This window comes from Streptomyces sp. NPDC028635 (genome assembly GCF_040637635.1).
Lineage (GTDB): Bacteria > Actinomycetota > Actinomycetes > Streptomycetales > Streptomycetaceae > Streptomyces.
On the sequence record NZ_JBEZWX010000003.1, the window covers coordinates 171,629 to 192,874 of the forward strand.

The window sequence follows — 21,246 nt, forward strand, 5'->3', positions numbered from 1 at the left end:
CGGGACAGACCATGATGCGCACTCGTGAGGACGACGAAGCAGAGTGTGATCCAGGGCGCTGCCCGCAACAACGCGGAGTGGTGCGCGTCCATGAGCCGGTCACACGGCCTGACGGGCGAGTTCGGCGCGCAGGCCTGGGCCGTCCCGGCCCGGCCGCCGCTGTACTACCCCGACGCGGTGACGCTGGTGCCGGCGGCCGACGCCGCCGCGCTGGTGGACCGCATCGACACCGCCGCTGCCGGCGCCTGCGTCAAGGACAGCTTCGCCGACCTCGACCTGACGGCGGCCGGCTTCCACGTCCTGTTCGAGGCGCAGTGGATCCACCGCCCGGCGAGCGCGCCCACCGTCTCACCGGATGCCGCCTGGGAGGTGGCCGGCGACCGGGACGCACTGCGGGCCTGGGCCCTGGCCTGGGACGCCGGGGACGGCAACGCGGACCTCTTCCGGCCCGAACTGCTCGACGACCCGGCCACGTTCGTTCTCGTCGAGCGCTCCGCCGAGGGCCTGGTGACCGCCGGGGCGGTGGCGAGCCGCAGCGAGCATGCGGTGGGAATCTCCAACGTCTTCGCGTCGGAGGGCGGCACCATCCGGGCGTGGCCCGGCGTGCTGGACGCGGTGCACCGGCTGTTCCCGGACCTGCCCGTGGTGGGCTACGAGCACGGGGCGGACCTGGAGGCCGCTGTCCGCCACGGTTTCGAGGCGGTCGGACCCCTGCGGGTCTGGCTGCACGGATAGCAGCCCCCCAGCGTCAGCCTGCGGAACCCGGACGTGAGCCGGCGGGCTGCGGGAACACCCGGGACTGCTTGATGATGCCGAAGGCGAACTCGGTGTCGATGGAGGCGATCCCGGGGATCGAGTGCAGCGGCCCGCGCACCAGGCGCTCGTACGCCTGGAGATCCTCGACGACGATGCGCAGCAGGTAGTCGGTGCTCCCGGCCATGAGGTAGCAGTCCTGGATGTGCTCGATCCGGCGCACGTGCTCCTCGAAGGCGCCGACGCTCTCGGTGGTGTGGCGTTCCAGCCGGATACGGACGAACGCCGTCACCGGGAGGCCGAACGTGTCCTGGTCCACCAGGGCCGTGTAGCCCTGGATGATCCCGGACTCCTCCAGTCGCCGTACCCGGCGCAGGCAGGGGGACGGCGACAGCCGTACCCGGTCGGCGAGTTCCTGGTTGGTCAACCGCCCGTCCTCTTGCAGCTCGCGGATGATCGTGCGGTCGATGGCGTCCATGTCGCTCCTCGCTTGGCAGATCCTGCCCTCAGACTAGGTTTCAGTAGCAGACTTGGCAATCATTCGCCCCACCGCTTGGCATAACGTGCGAGGGTGCCTGACGAGAGGGAGACGCCATGTCGACGCCGCTTTCGACCGTCCGTGACGCCGCCCCCGCGCAGGCGGTCGGTACCGCCCCCGTGCGCGGGGCCGGTCACGCCCCCGTACGTGGGGCCAGTCATGCCCTCGTGCGCGCGGCCGGTCCCGGCGTGGGTGCGCCGCGGCCCCCGCTGGATGTGCTCGGCGTGGTGGCTCTGGCCGTGACGGTCTGCCTGTGGAGCGCGTTCGCGCTCAGTGAGCGCGCGCTGGCCTCCTCCACGCTGAAGCCGGCCGACGCCGCACTGGTCCGGTTCGGCCTGCCGGTGGTCCTGCTCGCCCCGGCGCTGTGGAGGCGCCGCGGGCAGTACGCGGCCATGCGTCCCGGTCCGGCGATCAAGATCGTCGTGGGTGGCGGTGTCCCGTTCTACCTCGCGGTGACCTACGGCGGTGCGCAGACGTCCGCCGCGTTCGTCGGGGCCCTGGTTCCCGGCTTGGTGCCGCTGTTCGCCGCGCTGCTCGGAGCCCGCGGTCACCGTGCGCCGAAGGGCGTGCAGGGCGCCGGGCTCGGGCTGATCGGGATCGGAGCGACGGCGTTGGTCGCTCCCGAGATCACCGGTGTGGACGGGCACGTCTTGACCGGCGTGGGTCTGCTGCTGCTCGCGAGCGGACTGTGGGCGCTGTACACGGTGGGCCTGCGGGAGACGAACCTGGACGCGGTGGCGTCAACGGGCCTGCTGTGCGCGCCGGCCTTCGCGGGTGTCGGCGTACTCGTCCTGGCCGGAACGCTGCCCAGCACCCTCGGGCAGGCCGCCTCGCACGACGTCGTCCTCTTCCTGATCGTCCAGGGACTCGGCACCGGGGTGTGCTCCGGTGTGCTCTACACCGTCGCCGTGCAGCGACTGGGGTCACCGCTGTGTACCACCGTCGGCAGTCTCAGCCCCGTACTCACCGCGGTGGCCGCCGTTCCGCTGCTCGGCGAGGCGCTGACCCCGGCCGTGACAGCCGGCACCGTGGTGATCGCCGCGGGAGTCGTCCTCGCCAACCGTGCGTCGGCATCGGGTGAGTCGTCCGGCGCGACGCCGAGGCACCCCGGCCGGAACCGGTTTCCGCCCGGTCGTCGAGGGCAGGCGCAGGAAGAGAGCGCAGGAAGGGACCGACATGAGTGCCGGAGAACGAGCGAAGGCCAAGGCCGAGCAGGTGCTCGGGAAGGCCGTGCGGAAGGCGGCCCACGCGGCCGGTAACAGGACCACCGAGGCCAAGGGCGCTGCGCTCGAGGCCCGTGGCAAGGCCCGCTCCGCCAAGGAGAGGGGCAAGGGCGCCTTCGGGCACTGACGCCCCCGCCGGCGAGGGCCCCGTCCGTTGCGGGCGGGGCCCTCGTCGGGCCTCGGCGCCCGGTCGGCCGGTGAGGGCCGACCGGGCGTCGGGCTCAGGCGAGGTCGAAGCGGTCGAGGTTCATCACCTTGTTCCACGCGGCCACGAAGTCGCGTACGAACTTCTCCCCCGCGTCCTGCGACGCGTAGACCTCGGACACGGCCCGGAGCTGGGCGTGCGCGCCGAAGACGAGGTCGACGGCGGTGGCCGTCCACTTGACGTCGCCCGTGGCGCGGTCCCGGCCTTCGAAGACGTTCTCGTCGGTGGCCGACGCCTTCCACTCCGTGCCCATGTCGAGCAGGTTGATGAAGAAGTCGTTGGTCAAGGCCTCGGGCCGGTGGGTGAAGACGCCGTGCCGGGAGCCCTTGAAGCCGGTGTCGAGGGCCCGCATGCCGCCGATCAGCACCGTCATCTCGGGAGCGGTCAGCGTCAGCAGGTTGGCCCGGTCCAGCATGAGGGTCTCCGGCGACAGTTTCTCGCCCGCCGGAAGGTAGTTGCGGAAGGCGTCCGCCTTCGGTTCCAGCACGGCGAACGACTCCACGTCCGTCTGCTCCTGCGAGGCGTCCGTACGCCCCGGCGCGAACGGGACCGTGACGTCGTACCCGGCGTTCCTCGTGGCCTGCTCGACGGCCGCGCACCCGCCGAGGACGATGAGGTCCGCGAGGGAGACGCGTGTGCCGCCGGCCTGGGAGCCGTTGAAGTCCTGCTGGATCCGCTCGAGGCCGCGCAGTGTCTCGGTCACCTCGGGGAGGGCGTTGAGCTCCCAGTCCTTCTGCGGCGCCAGCCGGATCCGTGCCCCGTTCGCGCCGCCGCGCTTGTCGGTGCCGCGGAAGCTCGCGGCAGACGCCCAGGCGGTGGTGACGAGCTGGGAGACGGACAGGCCCGAGGCGAGGATCCTCCTCTTGAGGTCGGCGACGTCCTCGTCCCCGACCAGCTCGTGGTCGACGTCGGGCACGGGGTCCTGCCACAGCTGCGGCTCGGGAATCCACGGGCCGAGGTAGCGCGACACGGGTCCCATGTCGCGGTGCAGCAGCTTGTACCAGGCCTTCGCGAAGGCCAGCGCGAGGTCGTCAGGGTTCTCGTGGAACCGCTTCGTGATCGGTCCGTAGATCGGGTCGACCCTCAGGGCGATGTCCGTCGTCAGCATCATGGGGGCGTGCCGCTTCGACGGATCATGGGCGTCGGGCACGGTGTCCCTGGCCGCGGGGTCCTTGGGGGTCCACTGGTGGGCGCCGGCGGGGCTGCGCGTCAGCTCCCACTCGTACCCGTACAGGTTGTCCAGGTATCCGTTGTCCCACCTGGTCGGCTCGTTGGTCCACGCGCCTTCCAGGCCACTGGTGAGCGCGTCGGAACCCTTGCCGCTGCCGTAGGTATTGCGCCAGCCGAGGCCCTGCTGCTCGATCGGGGCGGCTTCGGGTTCCGGCCCGATATAACTCGGGTCGACCGCGCCATGGCACTTGCCGAAGGTGTGGCCGCCGACGATGAGGGCGACGGTCTCCTCGTCATTCATCGCCATACGCCCGAAGGTCTCGCGGATGTCGCGGGCGGCGGCCATCGGATCCGGGTTGCCGTTGGGCCCCTCGGGATTGACGTAGATCAGTCCCATCTGAACGGCGGCGAAAGGACCGGTGAGTTCCCGGTCGCCGCTGTAGCGCTCGTCGCCGAGCCAGGTGTCCTCGGGTCCCCAGAAGATTTCCTCCGGTTCCCAGATGTCCTGCCGTCCGAAACCGAACCCGAACGTCTTGAATCCCATGGATTCCATGGCGCAGTTCCCGGCGAACACCAGGAGATCGGCCCAGGAGATTTTCCGGCCGTACTTCTGCTTCACCGGCCAGAGCAGTCGGCGCGCCTTGTCCAGGCTCGCGTTGTCCGGCCAGCTGTTGAGGGGTGCGAAGCGCTGCGCTCCGCTGCCGCCCCCGCCGCGGCCGTCGGCGATGCGGTACGTTCCGGCGGCGTGCCAGCTCATCCGGATGAAGAGCGGTCCGTAGTGGCCGTAGTCGGCGGGCCACCAGTCCTGGGATGTCGTCATCACCTCGAAGACGTCACGCTTCAGCGCGTCGACGTCGAGGGTCGCGAACTCTTTCGCGTAGTCGAAGTCCTCGTCCATCGGATTGGAGCGGGGCGAGTGCTGGTGGAGAACCTGGAGATCCAGCTGATTCGGCCACCAGTCCCGATTCGTCCTGGGCCGCCGAGTCGGCGTGGGCGTCGGGGAAGGGATTGCGGGGTTCTCGCTTTCGCTGCCGGACATGCCCGTCCTTCTTCCTGTCTCGGTGTTCCTTCTGCTGGCTGCTGCTCGTGACGTCGTTCGCCTTTACCGGTGTGAGCGTGTCGGCTCAAGGCACTCGGCGCGCCATGGCGTCCACCGGTCCGAAATGGTGGTGTGCCGCGTCCGTATGGTCGCGCACCGCAGACCACACCGCTATGGAACACGCAGAGCACCCCCCATGAAAGACGTGGGAGAAAGGGGCGGCATTCACTGCTTTCGCGCGGGACTCCGAAGGCCCGGCCGAATGCAGGCGAGCTGCCCCGGGACCTGTGCCCCCCTTCCCGTCCTGCCGGTCGGCTGAGTGAGGCACTGGCCAAAACTCATTGACGGTGCGGGTCCCGGATCTAGAGTCGGACCGGATGTCTCGATGATCTCGGTGTGAGGGGTGTGGCTGCGGTGGCGGACGAGCGGGTGGTCGTGGTGACCGGCGGTGGCTCGGGCATCGGTGAGGCCACGGCCCGGTTGCTGCGCGAGCAGGGCCACCACGTGGTGGTCTCCGGGCGCCGGCCCGAACCGCTGCACCGGCTGGCGCGGGAGACGGGGGCGCTGGCGTTCCCGTCCGACGTCGGGGAGCCCGACGCGGCGGAGGGGATCGTCCAGGCGGCCGTCACCACGTACGGACGGCTCGACGGAGTCGTGCTGAACGCCGGCATCGGGCGCGGCGGAGCCGTCGGGGACCTGACTCTGCGGGACTGGGACGAGGTGATGCGCACCAACGTCACGGGGCCCCTCCTGCTGCTGCGCGCGGCCCTTCCGCGGCTGCTGGAGTCCGGCGGGGCGGTGGTCGCCGTCGCCTCGGTCTCCGCGCTGCGCAACGGCACCAGCAACGCTCCCTACGCCACCTCCAAGGCGGCGCTGCTCCAGTTGTGCCGCTCGGTCGCCGTCGACTACGGGCGCCGCGGAGTGCGTGCCAATGTCGTGTGCCCGGGCTGGGTGCGCACGGAGATGGCCGACCGGCGGATGGCGCGCTTCGCCGAGGAGGCGGGCCTGCCGGGCGGTGTCGAGGAGGGCTACCGCGAGGCAACGGGGTTCCTGCCGATGGGACGGCCGGGCGAGCCGCGCGAGGTCGCGCAGGCGATCGACTGGCTGCTCTCCCCCGCGGCTTCCTACGTCAACGGCGCGGCCCTCACCGTCGACGGCGGCACGACAGCCCTCGACCCCGGGACGATGGGTTTCGACCACCACATCGCCCCCCGCGCCACCGACCCCGCTCCTTGACCCCACGGGCCGATGCGGCGCTGGGCCGGACGGTCGCCGCGCGGGTCATCCAGCTGCCCCCCGGACCCGGCCGGCGCATGAGCTGTCCGCCCCCGGCCACGGCCGGTCCGAGAGCCCTCTCGCCGGGCTCCGGCGAACGTCTCGCCGGAGCAGCCGTCCCACGGGCTCCGCGGGCCGCGTCCGGCGGGATCACGTGGTGGGCAGTGGTCCGTTCGTGGGCGGGTGCAGGCGCTCGGTCAGGAAGGTGAGGATCTCGTCGCGGGCCCGGATCGTGGGGTGGCCGGCCTCGTCGACGAGATGCGCGGTGACGACGCTGTGCGGGGTGCCGACCAGGTCGGCGAAGAAGGGCGGTGGGGCCGGGTTCGCGGCGGTGTCCGGGAGTACGCGCCCGTCGAAGGCGTCGCCGAGCAGGGCGCGGTAGGCGGCGAAGCGCTGTCCCGTGCACCAGCGGTCGCCCGCGAAGCGGTAGGCGAGGACGGTGAGCCCGTCACGAGCGACCCGGTCGCGTATCGCACGCGCGTCCTCGTCGTCCAGTTCGAGTCCGCCGGGGTCGTCCAGCGGCAGCGACGGGTGGTTGACCACGGGGGCGATCACCGCCGGCTCCAGGGCCATGGTGAGGGCGAAGTTGCCGGTGAAGCACAGGCCGATCGCGCCCACCCCCGGCCCGCCGCACTCGGCGTGGGCCTGGCGCGCCAGGCCGCGCAGCCAGCGCGTCACCGGGCTGGTGCCGCCCCCGCCGAAGGCACGGAACTCGGCGCTGACACAGGCGCGGCGGACGACCTCCCGGCCGCCCTCGACCGTGGGAAAGGCGCCGTCCGTTCCGAACAGCGAGGGCACATACACCGTAAAGCCGGCGTCGCGCACCCAGCGTGCGAGGCGCAGCACGTCGGGACTGATGCCGGGCATCTCGGGCAGCACCACGACCGCGGGCCCGGTCCCGGCCACGTACACCGTCTTCTGCACCCCCTCCACGGCCATGCTCCGGTGGGAGAAATCGGTGATCGGATCGTCGTCGCTCATGGGGCCAGAGTGGCCGCGGGACCGGTCGCCGGGTGAGGGGCGGGATCGCCGAGGCCGGCGGTAATCTCGCCACACGCGAGACGTCCGAGCGGAACACGGGCGGGCACAGGGGGTGGCGATGACGCATGACGGCGCCGGAGCGGGTGCGCTGAGGGTCGGGGTGCTGGCGTACCCGGACTGCTTCGCGTCCGAAGTGTTCGGCGTCCCCGACCTGTTGACGATGGCCAGGCACGTCGCCGGGGCGGACGCGCCCGGCTACCGGGTGTCGGTCGTCTCGCCCCGCCGCCGGGTCACCGCTTCCGGCGGCGCGAGCCTGGACGTGCGTCCCCTGCGCGAGGTCGACGTGCTGGTGGTGCCCGGCTTCGAACTGCGCCCGGACACGGACCTCGACGCGCGCCTCGCCCGGCTCGCCCCCGAGGTCGCGGCGATCCGTGCGCAGGCCGCCGCCGGCACCGCCGTCGTCTCCCTGTGCGTCGGCGCGTTCCTGCTCGCCGAGGCGGGCCTCCTCGACCGGCGCCGGGCCACCACCTCCTGGCTGCACGCCGGTGAGCTGGCGAGGCGCTGCCCGGACGCCGACGTGCGGCCCGAGCATCTGGTCGTCACCGACGCGGGAGTGACCACCACGGCAGCGTTCAGCGCCATGTACGACTTCGCGCTCGACCTGATCCGCCGGCACCACGGCGCCCGGGTGGCCCGCACCACCGCGCGGCTGGCGCTCGTCGACGACGCGCGGACCTCCCAGACCCCGTACGTCGATCCGCGGCTCCTCCCGCAGCCGGGCCGGGAGTTCTCCCAGCGGGTCATGCGGCGCCTCGACCAGAACCTCGCCGAGCGGTACGACCTCGCCGCGCTCGCGCAGGCCTTCCAGGTGAGCACCCGCACGCTGCTGCGCCGCTTCGCCGAGGAGACCGGGCGGAGTCCGCTGGCCCATCTGCAGGCTTCCCGGGTCCGCCGCGCCCGCCATCTTCTGGAGACCACGGACCGCACCGTCGCCGCCGTGGCCGCGGCCGTCGGTTACCAGGACCCCGGCACCTTCGCCGCGCTCTTCGCCCGCCACACCGGCCACCGTCCGAGCGCCTACCGGGCCGCCTTCGGCCGCGCGGGCGGTGAGCCGGGCCGGGACGGCGGCGCGCAGGGCGCGCTTCCCGGTCGTCCGAGCGTCGTCCCGCTTGAGCGCATGCCCTGAGGTGGTCGGGCCGCGGCCGGGCCTTCGTCGCGGGCCGTCAGCGGTGAGCGGCCGGCGGTCCGAGGGGTGTGTCCCCGCGCAGGGTGATGCGGTGCATGACCCGGTGCCGGTCTCCGTAGTCCCGGTTGGCGTAGTGGGCCGTGCTGCGGTTGTCCCACAGGGCGACGTCACCCGGCTGCCAGCGGTGCCGTACGACGTGTTCGGGCTTGGTGAGGTGGGCGTAGAGGATGTCGAGGAGGCCCCGGCTCTCGTGCTCCGAGACGCCCACGATGTGGGAGGTGAAGCCGGGGTTCACGAACAGGCCCTTGCGGCCGCTCTCCGGGTGGACGCGCACCACGGGATGTTCCACCGGGGTCAGCTGGGTGAACGCCTCGCCCTCCCACAGGTTGCCGCGGCCGCCTCGGCGCTGGGCCAGGTAGTACCCGAACTCGCGGGTGCCGTCGTGGACGGCGGTCAGCGTGTCGACGAAGTCGCGCAGGCCCGGGGACAGCGACTCGTACGCCAGCTGGCTGTCGGCCCAGTTGGTGTCGCCGCCGTTGGGCGGCAGCACCACCGCTCGCAGGACGGAGATCGCGGGGGGGGACGCCGTACGAACGTCACGTCCGTGTGCCAGACGTCGGCGAACCCGTTGTCCTGGCTGTCCAGCGCGTACACCTCGGGGGCCACGTCACCGGAGTCGTGGATCGGATGCCCGACGGTGACCTCGCCCAGCCTTCTGCCGAACTCGATCTGCGCGGCGTCGTGAAGGTCGTGCTGGCCGCGCACGAAGAGCACCTTGTACGCCACCAGGGCTTCGCGCAGTGCGAGGACTTCGTCGTCGTCGAGGCGGGCGAGGTCGATGCCGTGGATCTCGGCGCCGAAGTGCGGGCCGAGTGCGGTGATCGGCAGCCGGGTCGTGGCGGGCCGTTGGCTGAGGATGCTCATCCGGGTGTCCTTCCTGGGCACGGGCAGGGGTTTTCGCGTACGGAGGGTCAGGCCGCGGCGGCGGTCTTGACGGCGTGGGACACGTGGGCGCGCAGCTCGGCGAACTCGGCGGAGTTCCGCAGCGCTTCGGCGTCGACGTCACCGCGCGGCAGGGGGACCGGGAGGTCCATGGCCACGGTGCCGGGGCCGCGGGTCAGCACGATGATGCGGGAGCCCAGGAACACCGCCTCGTCGGCGGAGTGCGTCACGAACACCGTGGTCCGGCCGGTCCGTTCACTCATCCGGCGGACGTCCTCCTGGAGCCGTTCCCGGGTCAGCGCGTCGAGCGCCGCGAAGGGTTCGTCGAGCAGCAGGAGCGGGTTCTCGGCGGCGAGGGCCCGGGCTATGGCGACGCGTTGCTGCTGGCCGCCGGAGATCTCCCAGACGCGGCGCCTCTCGGTGCCCTCCAGGCCGACGCGGGCCAGCAACTCCGCGCGCCTTGAGGCTCGTCGGGCTCGCTCCACGCCCGCGTACCGCAGCGCCAGGTCGATGTTGCCCCGTACGGTCCGCCAGGGGAACAGCCGGGGCGTCTGGAAGACGACACCGGCCGCCGCGCCCGGCCGGGGTTCGGCACCGCCGACTCGGACCGAGCCGCCCGTGGGCCGCTCGAATCCGGCGATGAGACGCAGCAGGGTGCTCTTGCCGCAGCCGGAGGCGCCCACCAGCACCAGGAACTCCCCGGCGGGGACGGTCAGATCGACGGGCCCCACGGCGGTGACCGCCTCGCCGCCCCGGCCGTAGCCGTGGACGACCCGGTCCAGGCGGATGCTTCCGGCCTGCCTGGCGTCCGTCCCGGGCCGGGGTGCGGGCGTGGGGGCCGTGCGGGTGGCTTCACTTGAGGACATCGGGCAGCCCCTTGAGATAGAACGCCTTGCGGACGACGTCCGCGGCCGGTGCGGTGTCGATCTGCTTCTGGTCGGCGAGGAAACGCGCGGTGTCGGTGACGTAGGTGAGCAGCTTGCCGGGGTGGCCGTCGGTGCCCAGCCAGTCGGCGGAGGCCACCTGCTCGGGGGTGAGGAAGACCCCCTGCCTGAGCTGGGCCCGGGCGTCCGCCGCACTGATGCCGAGTTCGGTGGCGACGGCCGCGACCGAGCCGTCGGGGTCGGACCTGAGCAGGCGCAGTGCCTGGGCCTGCGCCGTGCGCCAGGCGTCGATCGCCCGCGCGTCCCGGGCGATGAGGTCGTCCGACACGACGGCCAGGTCCAGCGTGGGCTTGCTCGCTCCGATCTCCTTGCTGCTGGTGAGCTGGGTGCCGGTGCGGCGCAGTTCGTCCAGGGTGGGCAGCCACACGTAGGCGGCGTCGATGTCGCCCCGCTGCCAGGCGGCGAGGATCGCCTGCGGCTGGAGGTCGACGAGCTTCACGTCGGACGTCTTCAGTCCGACCGCGTCCAGCGCCGCCAGCAGGCTGTAGTGGGAGGTGGAGGCGAAGGGCGTGGCGACGGTTTTTCCCTTGAGGCCGGCGACGTCGCGGATGCCGGTGCTCGTGCGGGCGACGAGGGCCTCGTTCTCCCCCGCGACGTCCAGGATCCACGCGACCTTGTACGAGATCGGTGAGCTGCCGGACACCCCGCGGGCGAACGGGCTGGAGCCCAGCGCGGCGATGTCGAGGGACCGGCCGAGGAAGGCCTGGTTGACGGCAGCCCCCGAGTCGAACTTGATCCAGGTGATGTCGTGGTCGGGGAGCGCCTTCTCCAGCAGCTTTCTGTTCTTGACGAGCAAGTCGCCGCTGGGGAAGGCGAAGTAGCCGATGCGCAGCCGCTTGGAGCCGCCGGACGTCGCCGCCTCGCCGGCGGCTGAGCAGCCGGTGATCGCGGCGGATACGGCGGCGAGGGCGCCTGCCAACAGCAGGCGGCGGGAGGGGTGTTCGGGCACACGGGACATGGCGAGGCCGTTCTGTGCGGGGGTTCGTGTGTAGGGACGGGGTGCGTGGGGGCTGCCCCGGGCGCTCCACAGCCGGGGTCTATGCGCGGCCGCGCCACGGCACGACGGTGCGCTCCAGTCGCAGGAGCAGGCCGTCGATGATCAGGCCGGAGAGGCCGATGGCGATGATGCCGACCAGCACGACCGGCGTGTTGTTGTAGTTGGCGGCGTCCTTGACCATGCCGCCGATGCCGGGCAGCCCGTTGACCAACTCGGCTGCCACGAGGGAGGAGTAGGCCACGCCCACGGCGAGCCGGACGCCGGTCAGCGTCTCCGGCAGGGCGGAGGGGACGACGACGTCCTTGACCACGTCCCACCGCGAGGCACCGAGGGCACGGGCGGCCTCGATCAGACTCCTCGGCACGGCCGCGACGGCCGTGGTCGTCGACACCGCCACGGGCGGGAAGGCGGCCACCGCCAGCAGCGTGATCTTCGGCTCCTCGTCGATGCCCAGCCAGATGACGAGCAGGGAGAAGTACGCCAGCGGCGGCAGCGTCCGCAGAAAGGTGATCCAGGGCTCGAACAGTGCGCGCAGCCAGCCGACGGTGCCCATGAGCAGCCCGGCCGCTACTCCGACGGCGATACCCAGGCCGGCACCGACCGCGATGCGACGCAGGCTGATGCCCAGGTGCTCGATCAGGAGGGTGCCGTTGTAGCCGCGTACACCGTCGTGCGTCGTGGACACGCTGACGAACGCGTCCCACACCTTGGCCGGCGGCGGCACCAGCGTGTCGCTCCATGAGCCGCTCGCCGCCAGCAGCTGCCACAGCCCGAGGAAGACGAGCAGGGAACCGGCCGGCAGCAGGACGGGGCGCACACGCGCCCCTGTGTGCCGCAGCGGAAGGGGGCGCCGGCCGGACGGCATGTCGCGCCGCGGCTCGGCGTGTTCGGGGGTGGACGGGCGGGAAGGCGTGGACATGGGCGTCTCCAGGACGCGCCGGGTGGGGTACGGCCTCCCGTCCACCGACGGAAGCGGCCGTCCCCGGCGCAGGTGATGCTGAACGATGCGGACTCGGCGCCCCGGGCAGGGCGCGGCGACGACCCTCGTCCGGGTGATGTCACCGGACGGCGAAGGGTGCGGGAACAGATCGGTGCGGGTCGGTTCAGCAACAACACGAGCCCGCGCGTCGGCACAGGTCGATGACCAGGCGTCGCACCAAGGGCTCGGAGATCATGAGGCCCATTTGTACAACAGGCGCGGCCGCCCGACCAAGAGCCGTCCACTCCTCGGAACAGGGCCCGGCGGTCTCGTCACGCGCTGTCGTCGCCGGGGTGGCCGGGCATCACCGGGTGGCGGGCCAGGACGAAGACGCCCGCGACGACCGCCGCCAGTCCCGACGCCTGCCAGGTGAGGGCGGCGACGTCCGTGCGCAGGCGGTCGCCGAGGAAACCGACGCCGCAGAGAATGCCCGCGAGGGGTTCGGCAGCCGTCAGCGCCGGCAGCGACATGCGCAGCGGCCCCTCCTCGAAGGCGCTCTGCACCAGCATCAGACCTGTCACGGCCAGGGCGACCACCCCGTACGGCTCCCAGCGGACCAGCAGTGCGCCGACCCCGCCGTCGCCGATGATCCCGGTGGACACCCGGGTCAGGGCGTCCTGGAGGCCGTAGAGCATCCCGGCGGCGGTGGCCAGCAGCGGAGGCTCCTCGAACAACGGCAGATGGCGCGCGAAGGCGATCAGGACCAGCGACAGTCCGACGATCAGGCCGATGACCACCCACTGGCGGACGGCGCCCGTGTCGGCCGTACCGGCACGGGGGCGGCCCGCGAGGGTGAACGCCGCGACACCGCCCCCCAGCAGCAGCACGCCCGCCCAGCCGGACACCCCGATGCGCTGGCCGCTCAGGCGGCGGGCCAGCGCGAAGGCGAAGAGCAGGTTGGTCGCCAGCAGCGGCTCGACCTGGGACAGATCGCCCACGGCCAGTGCGAGGGCGCCGAGCACCTGGCCCACCACCATGCAGCCGATCCCGCCGAGCCACAGACCGTTGCGTGCGAGGTCCCACAGGATCCGGAACCGCAGGACGTCAGCGGCGGGCGCTCTCTCCGCTGCGTGCTGCTGCAACACGAAGCCGATACCGAGCAGGCAGGCCGCGGTCAGGCCGAACACGTACACCATGACATCGATGGTTGCCCATTCCCGGCCCGGCGATCGCGTGCGCGCGCTGACCGCGACGCCGGGATCGTCCCGGCGCCGCCGCCGCCGGGTCCCGCCCGCGGACGGTGATCTCCGGTCGTGGTGCCACGTCGTCGGGGACTTCGGAGCATGTCGCGGGCCCGGTCACCCTGTGCGGCCTCCCGCGGGTCACTCCATCGGTCGCGATCCGCTTGGCGGACCGACTCGCCGCAGCCGGGTCCGCCGGACCGGCAGCCCGGCGTCGGGAGGCCGCCGGGCTCAGCGGCGAGTCACGGGGGGCGAGTGGTGGGGCGGGAGTGGCGGGGGGCGAGTGGTGAGCATGGTCGCGACCGTGTCGGGGTCCCGGCCCATGCCGTCGGGGCAGGTGCCCTCAGATGTGCAGCTCGAGCGGAAAGCCGGTCCAGCGCAGTTCGTCCGGCAGATGGCGCATGTCGTTGGAGAGGAGGACCGAGGCGGGACGGCCGGGTGCGTAGCGGATCACGGTGAGGGCGGCGTTGCCGTGGTTGAGGCCGAGCCAGCGCCACTTCGGCGCATGCATGGCGTCACGGACGAGCCAGGCGACGAGGAAGTTGTGGGTGACGACCAGCTCGTGCCGGTCCTCTTCCCCGGCCACCGGTCCGGTGAACAGCTCCAGTGCCCGGCGGGCCAGGACGGGGCCGTGCGTGCGTTCCTCGGCGGTGGCACCTGCGAGGAACGCGAGGAAGAAGTCTGCTGAACCGTCCGGGAGTTCGTCCGCCTCCGGCACGTGGGGAACGTAGTCACCGGCCACGTCGGTGCGGTTCAGGGGGACGTTCTCGAGCTGCCCGACGATGAGGCGCGCCGTCTGTTCCGCGCGCGGGAGGGGACCGTGGTGCACAGCTGTGAGGGGGATGTCCCGGAGGCGCCGGCCGAGGAGTGCCGCCTGCCGTCGGCCGGCCTCGGTCAGCGCGGTCTCGTCGGCTGTTGCCTCGCCGTGCCGGGCGAGATAGAGGTAACGCGTGGCCGTGGGCCCGCTCGAGGTGGTGTCGGAAGACGTTGTGGCCGTGCCGGTCATCTCGGACTCCTCTGCGCCCCTTGGTGATCTTGTGCACCCATGGACGCCTCCTCCCCGCCTGCCAGTTCCCTCCCCGCGCCATCACCCACCGTGGTCCCTGGTCCCTCGGCAGGACGTCACAGCTCGGCGGCCACGGTCAGGCCCTCCAGGACCGCTTCCTCCACCGTGCGGGGAGCGACGCAGTCGCCGATGGCGAAGACACGGTCGGCCCGGAAGCCGAGGGCGACGGGGTCGAGGTCGTCGACCGGGTCGTGGCCCTGCGCGAGGACGGTGCCGGCGATGGCTTCGAGCAGCACCGGCTCCTCGGTGAGGGTGTGCTGGAGGTACACGGTGTCGGGGTCGGCGCCGTAGAGCCGCACGTTGGGCACGATCTCGACGCGTGCCCGTGCCGCCTGGGCCAGCATGGCGGTGCGCACGTACTGCTGCAGGTGCTCGCCGGCCGCGAAACCCGTGACGCACAGCGTCACCTTCCGCCCCAGTCCCGCCAGCTGGAGGGCGACACCCAGGCCGATCCAGTCCCCTCGCCAGTCCGCCACCGCGATCCGTCCGCGTGGCACCTCGCCGCCGCGGATCACCGTCCACGCGTCGAGCACCACGGGGTCGTCGACCAGCTCGAGCCGGGGGCGGCGGGGAGGTGCGCCGGTCGCGAGCACCACGGCGTCCGGAGAGGCGGCGGCGAGGGCCGCGCCGTCCACCCGGGAGCCTACGAGGATGCGGGCCCCGGCGCGTCGGGCCTCACCCTCCAGATTGGTCACCGCCCCACCGAACTCGGCGCGCCCGGGAAGTAGTTGAGCCAGGAGCACCTGACCGCCGACGCGTCGTCCGGCCTCGTGCAGTTCCACGTCGTGACCGCGCGCAGCGGCCACGGCCGCCGCTTTCAGGCCGGCCGGTCCGCCGCCGACGACCAGCACCTTCTTGCGCCGAGTGACGGTCGGCAGGACTCCGAAGCGGCGCTCGCGGCCGGTCTCCGGGTGCTGGATGCAGGAGATCGGGTAGCCGAGCTGGAAGTGGCCGATGCAGGCCTGGTTGCAGCCGATGCAGGCGCGGATCTCCTCGGCGCGGCCGTCGGCGGCCTTGGCCGGCAGGTCCGGATCGCAGATGAGGGCCCTGGTCATCGCGCAGGCGTCGGCCTGGCCGCTCGCGACGATCTGCTCCGCTTCCTGGGGCTGGTTGATCCGCCCGGCCACCATCACCGGGACGCCGACGACCGCGCGCACCTTGGCGGCGAGCGGGGCGGTGCAGCCGGCGGGCTGGAACATGGGCGGGGCGATGTGCTGGGCCCCGGACAGGCTGGACGAGCTGCCCGCACACACCGAGACGTAGTCGACGAGTCCCTCGGCGTCGAGCGCGGAGACGGATTTCAGGACCAGTTCGCCGCTGAGGCCGTCGTGGTTCAGTTCGTCGCCGGAGATGCGCAGGCCCACCACGAAGCCGTCTCCCGCCGCTGTCCGGGCGCTGAGCAGCGCCTCGCGCAGGAAGCGCAGCCGGCCCTCCTGGTCGCCGCCCCAACGGTCGGTGCGGACGTTGACCTCGGGGTTGAGGAACTGCGCCGGCAGGTAGCCGTGGCTGGCGACGATCTCCACTCCGTCGAGCCCGGCCCGGCGCAGCCGGCGTGCTGCCCGGCCGTAGCCGTCGAGGACTTCGCGGATCTCCGCCTCGGTCATGGCGCGCGGCATGACGTGGAAGCGTTCGCTCGGTGTGGCCGAGGGCGCCCAGGCGACCGGAGCGCTGCCGTCGGCCGACTCCAGGATCTCCCGGCCCGGGTGGAAGAGCTGACCGAAGACTTTCGCTCCGTGCCGCTGTACCGCCTGTGCCAGCCTGGCGTAGCCGGGGACGCAGGCGTCGTCCGTGGCCATCAGCACATGGGTGGTGTAGCGCGCCGACTCGTGGACGCCGGAGACCTGGAGCACGATCAGGCCGGCGCCGCCCTTCGCGCGGGCCTCGTGGTAGGCGATCAGCTCATCGGTGACCTCTCCGTCCCTGACCAGGACCGTGTCGTGGCCCGAGGACAGGATCCGGTTGCGCACGCTCACCCCGCCTATTCGCAAGGGGCTGAACAGGTGCGGGAACCTCACTCCCATGGCGGGTCCTCCTTGTGGGACCGGGCGCGCACGCCGAGCAGGACGCGCGCGGTGCCGAGCAACACGTCGGCGTACCGTCCGGCGGTGAGCCCGGACCCCGACGCCACCGCCATCTCGCAGCCGTCGACCAGGGCCATCAGCGATTCGATGGCCAGGTCGGCCTGGACGGCGGGTTGGAACTCCCCGCTGTCCAGGCCCTGTCGGACGATCTCCCGGATCAGCGCCTGCCACTCGGCGTGGACCCGGTGCACCCCGTCGCGCAGTTCCTCGCGGCGGGAAGCGCTGGCGCAGAACTCGGTCCAGGTGGCGCAGCGCCGGGTCAGGGCGGGATCGCCGGTGAGCGCGGTGACGAGCAGGTCGAAGCGGCGCCATGCGCTGGTCGCGTCCGCGGCCGCCGTCCGCCAGCGCCCGGTCAGATCGTCGATCGACCAGGCGAAGGCTTCGCGGAAGAGGGCGTCACGGGTTTCGAAGTGGTGCTGCAGCGCCCCGATGGACACTCCGGACGCCGTCGCGACGTCCCGCAACCGGCCCGCGTCGAAGCCGCGTTCGGCCAGCACCTCGGCCGCGGCCCGCAGGATGCGGTCCCTCTGCTCGTCCACGGCCGCTCCCCCTCCCCCCACTCGCCGCCGCGCGGTGCGGCCACCCTCTTGGCGTCCAACAATAACGCATTATTGTGATGCGCAGCACAGTGTGTACACCGGCTCGAGGGGGCCGGGAAGGGCAGGGTGACGTCACTCGTGGTCGGCGGCGGCCCACTCCACGAACTGGACGATCACTCCGTTGGGGTCGGTGATCTGGAACAGCCGCTCCCCCCATGGCTCCTGACGCAGCGGCATGGTGATCGGGACACCGGCCTCGCGCAGCTCCTTCTCGTGCTCCTCCAGGCCCGAGGCGACGGTAAAGGCCAGGACCAGACCGGCGGCACGCTGGTCGCGCTGGTCGGGCGGCAGCACTTCGATGCCCCGGGCGAGCAGGACGACGTCGACCGCGTCATCGCGCGTGAGGGACGCGAAGCCGTCGGCGGCCTGACGGAGGGTGTAGCCCAGATGGGCGGTGAAGAACTCCTGGGAGGCGGCGACGTCGTCGACGGTCAGCGAGACGGTGGAAGTGGTGAACTGCACGGAATGCTCCCGGAGTTGGAGTCGCGGACCGGAGCGCCGCGACGCATGCGGCCGCCGCCGCGTGACGGGCGGCGCGCCGGACGGCTGCGGTGGCGAGGCGAGGGGACGAATGTTTCTACGGGAGCAAACTTACTACGGACGTAAAGTTACGGGGCGGCATATGGCCAGCAACGTAAAATTACGACGAGAGTAAGATCGCCCCTCATGGTGACGCAGACGACCAGCCCGTCCGGCGGGCTGCGCGCGGAGAAGAAGCAGGAGACCCGGCAGCTCATCTCCGACCACGCGACCCGGCTCTTCATCGACCGGGGCTTCGAGCAGACGACGATCGCCGAGATCGCCGCCGCCGCACGCGTTGCCAAGAAGACCGTCACGAACTACTTCGCCCGCAAGGAAGACCTCGCCCTGGACCACCAGGAGGAGTTCGCCGCCTCGCTGGCGCGGACCGTCGCCGCCCGGCCGCCCGGGCAGTCCGCTCTGGCCGCACTGCGCCGCGCGTTCGCGGACGCGGTCGCGGCCCAGGATCCGGTCGCCGGGTTCTCCGGTCAGGACTTCGCGCGCATGGTCGCCGACAGCCCCACCCTGAGCACCTGTCTGCGCGGCCTCCACGACCGGCGTGAGCACCTCCTCGCGCGGGCTCTCGCCGACGCCACCGGTGCCGAGCCCGACGACATCACCGTCCGGGCCGCGGCCGGGCTGCTGGGTGCCGTGCACCGCGTGCTGTTCCACCGCATCCAGGAACTCACGCTCGCCGGGCAGCCCAAGGACCGGATCGCCGAGACCATCCGTGGTGAAGCCGCCCGGGCCTTCGCCCTGCTGGAGCCCGCCCTGTCCGACTACGCCACCGCCTGACGGGCGGCAGTCCTACGACACCCAGGGGCCGGTGGTGCCGTCTCACCACCCCGGGGGCCGGCCACCCCGTCCGCGCGGCGGCCGGCTCTGCATGCGCGGTCGGCGCACCTCTGGCAGCCTGGGAAGGTGAGCGTCACCTGGGACATACGCCGGGCGGGGCCTGCGGAATCCGCCCACAGCGTCCTGCTGGTTCCCGGCGGCATGTGCACCAACGAGGCCTACGCGGACCTCATGGCCGACAAGGCCCTGGCGGACGTTCGCCTGGTGGCCGTGACCCAGCCCGGTTTCGGGTCCACGCGACCGCCCGACGACGTCAGCATGGAGAACTACGCCCGCCTCCTCGCCGACGTCGTCGCCCGTGAACGCTGCGACATCGTCGCGGGCCACAGCCTGGGCGCGAACGTGGCGCTGGAAATGGCGGCCGCCGGCCTGTTCACGGGCCCCCTGGTACTGCTCTCCCCCACCTTCTCGCGCGGCGACGAGGCGAAGGCGCTGACCGTGCTGAACACGCTCGGCCGGGTGCCGGTACTGGGTCGCCTCGCGTGGAGCGGCATGCTCAAGACGGCGCCCCGGGCTTTGCGCAGCAGCCTGCCGCCCCACCAGGCAGCGATTCTGGAGCGGGCGATGGCCCACAACGACGCGGCCGTCTGCCGGCGGATGGTGCGCGAGTACTACAGGTATCTGGACCGCCATCCCTCCTTGGTGCCCCGGCTGTGCGAGGCCGGCGTCGCGACCTGGGTGGTGCGCGGTGAGCACGACGAGATCGGGCTCACCGAAGGCGAGCGGCGGGGCCTGGACGCCTGCCCGCACGTGCGGACCGTGACCGTGCCCGGAGCCGGTCACCTCTTCCCTATCGAGCAGCCCGCACGGGTCGCCGACATCCTGCTGGAGGCGATCGCGGCCGGCCGCTGAACCGCCCGGAGCCGGAGGGACCGACCGATCGCACTCCGGGTGAGCCTTCTCCCCCGGCGCCGCCACCCTCGCCACCGCGTCCCGACCGTCGACGGCCTGCCGCTTGACCTTGACACAGTGACAAGCTCTTCACTGTCGCCGAGGAGGTGGTCCCATGACCATGGCGAAACAGGACGCCGCGCGGCGGGTCCTCCAGGGGCTCGGCAGCGACAGCTCGTCCATCCGGCTGCAGTCGGCGCTGGCGATCGGCACGGCGCCCGATCCGGCGTTCATCGGCACACTCGTCGAACGGTGCGCGACCGAGCCCGAGTTCTTCGTCCGCGAGATGCTGACGTGGGCCCTGACCCGCCATCCGGCACCGCTGACGGTCCCGGTGCTGGTCGACGCCGTCCGCTCGGGGCGCGGGCAGGCACGGAGTCAGGCGTTGCACACACTCTCCAAGATCGGGGACCGGCAGGCGTGGCCGGTGCTCACACCGGCGCTGCTGTCCGACCCCGACGACGAGGTGGCCCGGAGCGCCTGGCGGGCGGCGGTCGTCCTCGTGCCCGACGGGGAGGAGCACGGGCTGGCCGTACTGTTGGCGAGACAACTCGGGCGCGGCGAAGGCGAGACGCAGCTGAGCCTCAGCCGGGCGCTGATCGCGCTCGGGGAGGTGATGCTGCCGGTGCTGGGGGCCGCGACGACGGATCCCGACCCGCGCGTGCGCGCCCACGCGATGGCCACGGAACGGCTGTGGCACGACCCGGACGCCGGGTTCGGGTTCGCGATCGAGGAGGCGAAGCGCGTCGTGGCGCTCGGCGGGAGAGGACACGGAGGGCGGTAGGCGGTGCTGATCGGCGATGTCGCGCGGCGATCCGGGGTCAGCGCCCGCATGCTCAGGCATTACGAATCGCTCGGCCTGGTGCGGCCGACGGGGCGTACCGGCTCCGGCTACCGGGAGTACTCCGACGACGACATCCGCCGCATCTTCCACATCGAGAGCCTGCGGTCGCTGGGGCTGTCGCTGCGCGACGTCGGGCGGGCGCTCGACGACCCGGGCTTCGCGCCCGGGGACCTCGTCGACGACCTCATCCGGCAGACTCAGGAGCGCATCGCGGCGGAGAGGGAACTGCTCACGCGACTGCGCCGGATCGGCGCCGCGGAGCCCGGAGACTGGGAGGACGTCCTGCAAAGCGTCGCGCTCCTGAAGGCGTTGGGGTCGAAGAGCGCGGGGGCGCGGCAGCGGGCGGCGCTGGCCGCGGCCGCGGAGGTTCCCGTACCGGTGGAAGCACTGGTCGAGGCGGTGCTGCGCGAGTCGGACCCGAACGTCGCCGGAGCCCTGCGCTGGGCGCTGGCGCAAGCGGGCGAGGACGGGCTGGAACTGCTGGCGCGTGGCCTCGGCTCATCCCGTGCCGAGGTGCGCGAACGTGCCGTCCGGGCCATCGCCGAGATCGAGGACGGCGAGGCGACGGCACTGCTGCGGCACGCCCTCGGCAGCCCCGACCTCGTGGTGCGCGGAAAGGCGGCCCTGGCGCTCGGGGCCCGCGGAGTCGCCGACGCGGTGCCGGCACTCATCGGCATGATCGTCGACGGGAGCAACGACACCGACGCAGCCGACGTGTTGAGTGCGCTGGCGGGTGACGGCGCGTCGGCGGATCACATCGCCGCCGGGCTCCTCGACCGGCTCGCCGACGACACCACGGCAGCCTCCGCTCGCGGACGGCTGACGCAAGCGCTGGCGGACATCCCGGGGGGCGCGGCATCCCGTGCCCTGGCGGAACTGTCCCATGACCAGGATCGCGCGGTCGCGCTCACCGCGGCCTACCTCCTCCGGCGACGCGGCGCGCGACAGCCGGACGAGACCGGGTGAGGACGGTCCGCG

The 21,246-nt window shown here is 72.3% G+C and carries 21 protein-coding genes; 8 read left to right on the forward strand and 13 right to left on the reverse strand.

Annotated features, from left to right (window positions below):
- Nucleotides 1-24: 24 nt before the first annotated feature.
- Nucleotides 25-735 carry a hypothetical protein gene (locus AB0E88_RS04910; RefSeq protein ID WP_361623853.1) on the forward strand — a complete coding sequence of 237 codons (711 nt, stop codon included), beginning with the start codon at nt 25-27 and terminating at the stop codon, nt 733-735.
- A 13-nt stretch (nt 736-748) separates the two neighbouring features.
- Here the strand turns inward: AB0E88_RS04910 and AB0E88_RS04915 are convergent, their stop codons facing one another.
- Nucleotides 749-1,231, reverse strand: coding sequence for an Lrp/AsnC family transcriptional regulator (locus AB0E88_RS04915; RefSeq protein WP_361623856.1), 483 nt, complete (start codon nt 1,229-1,231; stop codon nt 749-751).
- Between the two features lie 116 nt (nt 1,232-1,347).
- Between AB0E88_RS04915 and AB0E88_RS04920 the strand changes: the two genes are divergently transcribed.
- Nucleotides 1,348-2,550, forward strand: a complete 1,203-nt coding sequence (locus tag AB0E88_RS04920) for a DMT family transporter (RefSeq protein WP_361623859.1) — start codon at nt 1,348-1,350, stop codon at nt 2,548-2,550.
- A gap of 185 nt (nt 2,551-2,735) precedes the next feature.
- On the opposite strand, the gene katG is transcribed toward AB0E88_RS04920, so the two are convergent.
- Nucleotides 2,736-4,928 carry a catalase/peroxidase HPI gene (gene katG / locus AB0E88_RS04925; protein WP_361623862.1) on the reverse strand — a complete coding sequence of 731 codons (2,193 nt, stop codon included), beginning with the start codon at nt 4,926-4,928 and terminating at the stop codon, nt 2,736-2,738.
- 414 nt (nt 4,929-5,342) lie between these two features.
- Here katG and AB0E88_RS04930 point away from each other — a divergent pair, with 414 nt between their 5' ends.
- Complete coding sequence (locus AB0E88_RS04930; protein WP_361624361.1) at nt 5,343-6,164, forward strand: SDR family oxidoreductase; 822 nt, start codon at nt 5,343-5,345, stop codon at nt 6,162-6,164.
- Between the two features lie 189 nt (nt 6,165-6,353).
- Here the strand turns inward: AB0E88_RS04930 and AB0E88_RS04935 are convergent, their stop codons facing one another.
- Nucleotides 6,354-7,184, reverse strand: coding sequence for a dienelactone hydrolase family protein (locus AB0E88_RS04935; RefSeq protein WP_361623865.1), 831 nt, complete (start codon nt 7,182-7,184; stop codon nt 6,354-6,356).
- A gap of 118 nt (nt 7,185-7,302) precedes the next feature.
- Between AB0E88_RS04935 and AB0E88_RS04940 the strand changes: the two genes are divergently transcribed.
- Nucleotides 7,303-8,370 carry a helix-turn-helix domain-containing protein gene (locus AB0E88_RS04940; protein ID WP_361623868.1) on the forward strand — a complete coding sequence of 356 codons (1,068 nt, stop codon included), beginning with the start codon at nt 7,303-7,305 and terminating at the stop codon, nt 8,368-8,370.
- 37 nt (nt 8,371-8,407) lie between these two features.
- Here AB0E88_RS04940 and AB0E88_RS04945 read toward each other — a convergent pair whose 3' ends face one another.
- From AB0E88_RS04945 to AB0E88_RS04990, 10 genes are all read right to left on the reverse strand, one after another.
- Nucleotides 8,408-8,923 carry a TauD/TfdA family dioxygenase gene (locus tag AB0E88_RS04945; protein ID WP_361623871.1) on the reverse strand — a complete coding sequence of 172 codons (516 nt, stop codon included), beginning with the start codon at nt 8,921-8,923 and terminating at the stop codon, nt 8,408-8,410.
- Nucleotides 8,824-9,294 (reverse strand): TauD/TfdA family dioxygenase, encoded by a 471-nt coding sequence (locus AB0E88_RS04950; protein ID WP_361623874.1) that lies wholly within the window; start codon nt 9,292-9,294, stop codon nt 8,824-8,826. Before AB0E88_RS04950 ends, AB0E88_RS04945 begins: the two co-directional genes overlap by 100 nt.
- A 47-nt stretch (nt 9,295-9,341) precedes the next feature.
- Entirely contained in the window at nt 9,342-10,178 is an 837-nt protein-coding gene (locus AB0E88_RS04955; RefSeq protein ID WP_361623877.1) for an ABC transporter ATP-binding protein, read from the reverse strand.
- Entirely contained in the window at nt 10,165-11,214 is a 1,050-nt protein-coding gene (locus tag AB0E88_RS04960) for an ABC transporter substrate-binding protein (protein WP_361623880.1), read from the reverse strand. Before AB0E88_RS04960 ends, AB0E88_RS04955 begins: the two co-directional genes overlap by 14 nt.
- A 79-nt stretch (nt 11,215-11,293) precedes the next feature.
- Nucleotides 11,294-12,118 carry an ABC transporter permease gene (locus AB0E88_RS04965; RefSeq protein WP_361624364.1) on the reverse strand — a complete coding sequence of 275 codons (825 nt, stop codon included), beginning with the start codon at nt 12,116-12,118 and terminating at the stop codon, nt 11,294-11,296.
- Between the two features lie 386 nt (nt 12,119-12,504).
- Entirely contained in the window at nt 12,505-13,368 is an 864-nt protein-coding gene (locus AB0E88_RS04970) for a DMT family transporter (protein ID WP_361623883.1), read from the reverse strand.
- 388 nt (nt 13,369-13,756) lie between these two features.
- Complete coding sequence (locus tag AB0E88_RS04975; RefSeq protein WP_361623886.1) at nt 13,757-14,419, reverse strand: histidine phosphatase family protein; 663 nt, start codon at nt 14,417-14,419, stop codon at nt 13,757-13,759.
- A 116-nt stretch (nt 14,420-14,535) separates the two neighbouring features.
- Nucleotides 14,536-16,500 (reverse strand): FAD-dependent oxidoreductase, encoded by a 1,965-nt coding sequence (locus AB0E88_RS04980; RefSeq protein WP_361623889.1) that lies wholly within the window; start codon nt 16,498-16,500, stop codon nt 14,536-14,538.
- A complete protein-coding gene (locus AB0E88_RS04985) occupies nt 16,491-17,099 on the reverse strand; it encodes a TetR/AcrR family transcriptional regulator (RefSeq protein WP_361623892.1) in 609 nt (202 codons plus the stop codon). The genes AB0E88_RS04980 and AB0E88_RS04985 overlap by 10 nt, the downstream gene beginning before the upstream one ends.
- A gap of 132 nt (nt 17,100-17,231) precedes the next feature.
- Nucleotides 17,232-17,621 (reverse strand): VOC family protein, encoded by a 390-nt coding sequence (locus tag AB0E88_RS04990; RefSeq protein WP_361623895.1) that lies wholly within the window; start codon nt 17,619-17,621, stop codon nt 17,232-17,234.
- A gap of 204 nt (nt 17,622-17,825) precedes the next feature.
- Between AB0E88_RS04990 and AB0E88_RS04995 the strand changes: the two genes are divergently transcribed.
- The 4 genes from AB0E88_RS04995 to AB0E88_RS05010 all read left to right on the forward strand — a co-directional run bounded on the left by AB0E88_RS04995 (nt 17,826) and on the right by AB0E88_RS05010 (nt 21,234).
- On the forward strand, nt 17,826-18,473 hold the full coding sequence (locus AB0E88_RS04995) for a TetR/AcrR family transcriptional regulator (protein ID WP_361623898.1): 648 nt from the start codon (nt 17,826-17,828) through the stop codon (nt 18,471-18,473).
- A gap of 126 nt (nt 18,474-18,599) precedes the next feature.
- On the forward strand, nt 18,600-19,385 hold the full coding sequence (locus AB0E88_RS05000; protein WP_361623901.1) for an alpha/beta hydrolase: 786 nt from the start codon (nt 18,600-18,602) through the stop codon (nt 19,383-19,385).
- 154 nt (nt 19,386-19,539) lie between these two features.
- Nucleotides 19,540-20,208 carry a HEAT repeat domain-containing protein gene (locus AB0E88_RS05005; RefSeq protein ID WP_361623904.1) on the forward strand — a complete coding sequence of 223 codons (669 nt, stop codon included), beginning with the start codon at nt 19,540-19,542 and terminating at the stop codon, nt 20,206-20,208.
- Between the two features lie 3 nt (nt 20,209-20,211).
- Nucleotides 20,212-21,234 (forward strand): MerR family transcriptional regulator, encoded by a 1,023-nt coding sequence (locus tag AB0E88_RS05010; RefSeq protein WP_361623907.1) that lies wholly within the window; start codon nt 20,212-20,214, stop codon nt 21,232-21,234.
- Nucleotides 21,235-21,246 lie beyond the last annotated feature (12 nt).